The sequence below is a fragment of the Romboutsia sp. genome, assembly GCF_051659545.1.
Taxonomy (GTDB): Bacteria; Bacillota; Clostridia; order Peptostreptococcales; family Peptostreptococcaceae; genus JBOFOR01.
Map to the genome: position 1 here is coordinate 21,604 of NZ_JBOFOR010000247.1, position 6,057 is coordinate 27,660.

At 27.0% G+C, this 6,057-nt stretch carries 4 protein-coding genes; 3 read left to right on the forward strand and 1 reads right to left on the reverse strand.

All coding sequences use genetic code 11. The features are described from left to right. The first annotated feature begins 171 nt into the window (after positions 1 to 171). Positions 172 to 1,530, forward strand: coding sequence for an MATE family efflux transporter (locus ACRC03_RS14145; protein ID WP_438653230.1), 1,359 nt, complete (start codon positions 172 to 174; stop codon positions 1,528 to 1,530). A 256-nt stretch (positions 1,531 to 1,786) separates the two neighbouring features. Here the strand turns inward: ACRC03_RS14145 and ACRC03_RS14150 are convergent, their stop codons facing one another. Continuing rightward, the gene (locus ACRC03_RS14150; RefSeq protein ID WP_438653231.1) at positions 1,787 to 2,110 is read right to left on the reverse strand and encodes a hypothetical protein; all 324 of its coding nucleotides are present in this window, start codon (positions 2,108 to 2,110) and stop codon (positions 1,787 to 1,789) included. A 234-nt stretch (positions 2,111 to 2,344) separates the two neighbouring features. On the opposite strand from ACRC03_RS14150, the gene ACRC03_RS14155 reads away from it, so the two are divergent. Further along, positions 2,345 to 2,962, forward strand: a complete 618-nt coding sequence (locus ACRC03_RS14155; RefSeq protein WP_438653232.1) for a DUF4145 domain-containing protein — start codon at positions 2,345 to 2,347, stop codon at positions 2,960 to 2,962. Between the two features lie 168 nt (positions 2,963 to 3,130). Next, on the forward strand, positions 3,131 to 5,902 hold the full coding sequence (gene mutS, locus ACRC03_RS14160) for a DNA mismatch repair protein MutS (RefSeq protein WP_438653233.1): 2,772 nt from the start codon (positions 3,131 to 3,133) through the stop codon (positions 5,900 to 5,902). The last annotated feature ends 155 nt before the right edge of the window (positions 5,903 to 6,057 follow it).

Sequence of the window (6,057 nt, forward strand, 5' to 3'; positions counted from 1 at the left end):
GTTTATTATTTTATTAAGAGGTATTACATTTAAGTGCATAAAAAGATAGTACCCACATATAGCTAGAGAATAGCTGATTTTAAGGAGAAATAGGTATGAAATTGAATATAAGAAATACGAAGAAATATAATAAGAAAGAAGCAATAAATTTATCAGAGATGGAGATTAAAAATGCATAGTGATAATATATTTGAAAAAAAATCTATACAACAGCTAATAGTATTATTTTCTTTTCCAACTATATGCTCTTTAGTTCTTGAGTCATTAGCATCTATGATAGATACTGCATTTGCAGGACATTTAGGAACTATAAGTAATGTTGCATTATCTGCTATGGGAATGCTAAGTCCAATACTACTTTTATTAATTGCAGCACAATTAATATTTGGAGTATCTACAAGTATAGTAATATCTAAAAGACTTGGTGAAAATAATAAAGATAAGGTTAATAATACTTTTAAAGTAGGGTTTTATGCTAGTTTTGTATCTAGTTTCATAATATCTTTATTAATATTTTTATTACAAGATCCTCTATTAAACATTCTTGGAGCAACTGGTGAAGTAAAGGTACTTGCAAAAGAATTTTTAAACATAGCTATAGTATTTAATGTTTTCAGCTCGGTAGGATATATGTTAGTAAATAATATTAGAGCATTCGGGTACCCGAGAGTAGAAGTTTTTGTTGGAGTATCAGCAACTATTATTCATATAGTGTTTAATGTGATTTTTACCTTTGGATTTAATATGGGAATTAGAGGTATTGCACTATCAACTTTAGTTAGTGAAGTTTACTACTTTTTAATTACTTTTGCATTCCTAAAGAAAAAAGGATTATGGATAAAGAAAAGTAATTTAAGTTTTGAAGAAGGCAAAGAAATACTAATATCCTTAGTTAAAATAGGGTTTGTACAATTTTTAATGCAATCATTGAATAGTGTAAGTAGTTTTGTTATTAATAAAGTTTTGATAACCTACGGAAGTGTTTCATATATAGGAGCATGGTCTATTTGTAGCAATATAAATATGGTTATATTGTTGCCATTAATAGGATTAACACAAGGAGTTCAATCTGTTATTGCTTATTTCCATGGAAGCAAGGATAAAACTAAAGAAGGCATTGTAAAAGGGAAAACTGTTAAATATAGTATGACTTATGCTATAAGTGTAACAATTTTAGTATTCATATTTGCAGATAAAATAGCTAAAATATTTACTTCTGATTTAGGCATAATAAGTTTGGCAATACCTATAGTAAAAATAATAGTTGTAGCATTCCCATTCTTAGGGATAATATATACTTTAATTACTTTTATGCAGGTTTCAGGAGAAGAGCAAAGTGCAAGTAAATTAGAACTGACAAGACAGATATTGTTGCTTATACCATTATCAATAATACTTCCTATTATATTTTCAAAATATAATATTATGAATATTACACCGCAATTTGCAGTATTTTTAGCAACGCCAATTTCTAGTTTTTTATTAGTTGTTTTATATTCTAAAAAGTTTAAAAGGATATTAAAAGCTTAAATAAAAAAGGACATGAATCGTGTTCATACTAAAAAGCAACTATGTGAGATATTTTATATCTAGTATAGTTGCTTTTTTATTCGTAATATATTAATGCTGTTTATTAAATCTACTCACTAAATTGAAGTTTATCTATTTACTATGGTTCACATTATATTGATAATACGAGTTAATAATTAAAGACCATTTTTATAAAATCCCCATAACCTATAGGTGTTCTTTTTCTATATATTTTTGTTACCTTATGTAATTATTGTTATCCCCAACTCATAACTAAAATAAATATTGAAAACATCGAAGTTAGAATACCTATTAAACCATTAGTAATTAGATATGGAATAAATACTCGTTTCTCAACTGATGATTTTTTAATAAATCTGTATATCACTATTGGTGTTACTACGAATAATGCTATACTTAGTACTGTTAAAATAGTTAACCAATATAAAATTGGATTCCTTACTAAAGAATCTCCTACTATATAGAATGTAATATTTTGAGCATACACACCTATTATAGTAGCCAAAATTATATTTACACATATAAAAAACTTAAGTTTTTTCACTTTGTCTTTAATCAATATTTTACCTCCCTAATTTTTATTTATCTATTCAAAAGCTTATACTTTCAATTCGCATTACATAACAATTGAGAACATTTGTATTTTTAACTTAATCTTATTTACAAATTCCTATTTACATATATGATATCAAAAGTACCATTACTTTGCATTAGATAACAATCGCGCATTATCAACAAATAGGTATTTAAAAATATAATAAAAAATAGTATTATATAATTTGAGGGGTGTTTTATGAAAGATTTTATACTTAAATTACATAAAAAAGATACATATTTAAATAAGAATGATATAGTTTATGATTTGCCAATAACCAATGCATTTGGAATAATATCATATACTTTTTATAATGGTTCTATTTCTAATGAACTAGAGAGTGACTTCTTATTAAAGGATGGCAGATTAATTTTAAAAGGATATGCTAAAACATATTCAAGATTAGAAGAAATATCTATATTAGTAATTAATTATAAGGAAATTAGGGACTATAAATTATTGTTTCCAAATATATTAAAAGAAAATAACGAATTGGCACAAAGATTAGGGCAATATTATTATGAAGGAGAAAAATCTTTTGAAAATAAAGCCTGGTTAACCTATTCACTAATGTGTGCGGCTATTTACGAGGGGTTATTGTATTTTACTAATACACAAGATAAATCATTTTTTGAACGTATTGAAAAGGCCTATAATACTAATATTATAGATGAAAATGAAAAAGAGATTATGCATACAGCTAGAGAGTATAGAAATTTAGTACATGCAGAAAAATATACTAAAGAATATGTTTCAAGAAAATCAGCTGTAGATATGAGAACAACAATGGATTGTCTAGTACACAGATTAGGTTAGAAAATTTAATAAAAACCGGTTAAATAAAGAACATATTGATAAATATATCAGTGTGTTCTTTTTTGTAAAGAAAACATTATTAATTCTTAATAATAATTCTTAATTATGTTATAATAATAAATTAGACAAAAACAAAAATAATAAAGAAATAAAGGAGGACTCCTTATTATGAATATAGATAGAAATAAATTAACACCAATGATGAAACAGTACCTAGAAGTAAAGGATAGATACTCAGATTGTATACTGTTCTTTAGATTAGGAGATTTTTACGAAATGTTCTTTGAAGATGCAATAGTAGCTTCAAAAACTTTAGAAATAGCATTAACAGGAAAGTCTTGTGGATTAGAAGAACGTGCACCAATGTGTGGGATACCATTTCATAGTGCAAACTCATATATATCAAAATTAGTGGAAAATGGATACAAAGTAGCTATAGGAGAACAATTAGAAGATCCATCTACTGCAAAAGGATTAGTAAAGCGTGATGTTATAAGAGTAGTAACACCTGGAACAGTACTTGAAGGAAGCTTACTAGAAAACAAAAAAAATAATTACCTTATGTCTTTATATATAGAAGGAGAAACTGCTGGACTAACATATGTAGATATAAGTACAGGAGAAGTAAATGCTACTTTTTTAAATACCGATAAAGTAGTAGAGGAAATAGCAAAGGTTCATCCTACTGAAATAATATTAAATGATTTAGAATTTATACCTCGTTTAAATAGTATCGCAACCTTAAGTAACATATATATAAATCAAAACTTTAATGAAAGTTATTTAGAGAACAGTATATTAAAACAGTATTTCAGTACAGATTACTTAGAGAACACTAAGTTTGATGAAAAGAACTTAATAAAAAATAGTTTATCAATACTACTTAACTATATATACAATACTCAAAAACAAGTAACTTCAAATATTAATAATATAAATGTATATAACTCTACGGAGTATATGGTTCTAGATATGTTTACAAGGGTAAACTTAGAATTAACAGGAACCATAAGAGGAAACAAAAAGAAAGGCTCATTACTTCATGTACTAGATAAAACCTCTACTGCAATGGGCGGTAGAATGATGAGAAAATATGTAGAAGAGCCACTTGTAAATAAAACAAAAATAGAAGAAAGATTAAATGTTATAGAAGAAATTAAAGAAGACTTTATGTTAAGAGAAGATTTAAATGAGACTCTTAAAAATGTCTATGATATAGAGAGAATCTGTGGGAAAATAGCTTTTGAAAAAGTTACACCAAAGGAAATGATACACCTTAGAAATTCTATAGAAAAGCTTCCAGAGCTTAAGGAAACTATTAATTTATCAAATGCTAAAATCTTAAAAAACTATGTTGAAGAAATGGAGGACTTAAATGATATTTACGAGCTTATAAACGAAGCTATACTTGAAGAACCAGCTTTAACTATAAAGGATGGAAATATAATTAAGTCAGATTTTAACGATGGCTTAAAGGAACTTCGTGATATCTCTAAAAACGGAGCCTTTATGATAAAGGAAATAGAAAATCGTGAAAAAGAAAAAACGGGTGTTAAATCTTTAAAAATAGGATTTAACAAAGTGTTTGGATACTATATAGAAATAACTAGAGCAAATTTATCTACAGCAAAACTAGATGAAACTTATATAAGAAAACAAACTCTAAGCAATGCAGAAAGATTTATAACACCAGAACTTAAGGAAATAGAAGATAAAATACTTAATGCTGAAGAAAAAATAAAAAGCTTAGAATATGAAATTTTTGTAAGTATAAGAAATCAAATTTACAAAAATATAGATAGAATACAAAAAGTAGCTAAAACTATTGCAAATATAGATGTATTTGTAGGTTTAGCAACCGTAGCTTATATGCATAACTATGTTAAACCTGTTATAAATGAAGCAAACAAATTAGATATAAAAAATGGGCGTCATCCAGTTATAGAAAATATTGTAGGAGAAGAAAACTTTGTTCCTAATGATACGTATCTAAATAGTGGTGAAAACATAATAAATATAATTACAGGACCAAATATGGCAGGTAAGTCTACTTATATGAGACAAACTGCTGTAATAGCTTTAATGGCACATATAGGATCTTTTGTTCCAGCAGAATATGCTAACGTACCAATACTAGATAGGATCTTTACTAGAGTTGGAGCTAGTGATGATTTAGCACAAGGTCAATCTACATTTATGGTAGAAATGAGTGAAGTAAGTCATATACTAAAAAATGCTACAGACAAAAGTTTAGTAATACTTGATGAAATAGGAAGAGGAACAAGTACTTATGATGGTATAAGTCTTGCATGGTCTATAGTTGAGTATATACAAAGTGAAATAAAGTGTAAAACATTGTTTGCAACACATTACCATGAACTTACAGACTTAGAAAATGAATTTGATGATGTCAAAAACTATTCAGTAGCAGTAAAAGAAGATAATGAAGGTATAATATTCCTAAGAAAAATAATACCTGGAGGAGCAGATAAAAGTTACGGTATATATGTTGCGAAACTAGCGAAACTTCCAGATGGTGTAATAGATAGATCAAGAGTTATACTTAAGGACTTAGAAAAAAATCACATTTACAACAGCGTAGCAATAAATGAAAGTGGTAACAATGTATCCATAAGTGAAAATAACTTTAAAAATGAATATGAAACTTTAAAAATAGAGCATGAAGCTTTACTTAAAACTTACAAAAGTGCAAAAAATGAAAAAGAAAAATTAACAAAAGAAAACAAAAAGTTAAATGAGCAAATAAATAGCGTAGAAAGTGTACAAGAAGTAGCTTTAACACAAATGTCATTTGATAGCATAGAGGACAATAATTTATGTGATGAAATTATAAACCTAGATATCTTAACTATGACGCCATTAGATGCTATGAATGCACTATATATGCTACAAAAAAAAGCAAAGAGCAACACTAAATAACCCTATGTCGTAAAATCAGACGGGGGGAGGTATATATGAAGAAAATTAATATATTAGATGATTTGACTATAAATAAAATAGCTGCAGGAGAGGTTGTTGAGAGGCCTTCTTCTGTAGCTAAAGAGTTAATTGAAAACTCAGTAGATGCAAGTTCC

Coding starts and splice junctions, on each gene's coding strand:
- mutS (WP_438653233.1), top strand. CDS start 3,131: ATGAATATAGATAGAAATAAATTAACACCAATGATGAAACAGTACCTA.
- ACRC03_RS14155 (WP_438653232.1), top strand. CDS start 2,345: ATGAAAGATTTTATACTTAAATTACATAAAAAAGATACATATTTAAAT.
- ACRC03_RS14145 (WP_438653230.1), top strand. CDS start 172: ATGCATAGTGATAATATATTTGAAAAAAAATCTATACAACAGCTAATA.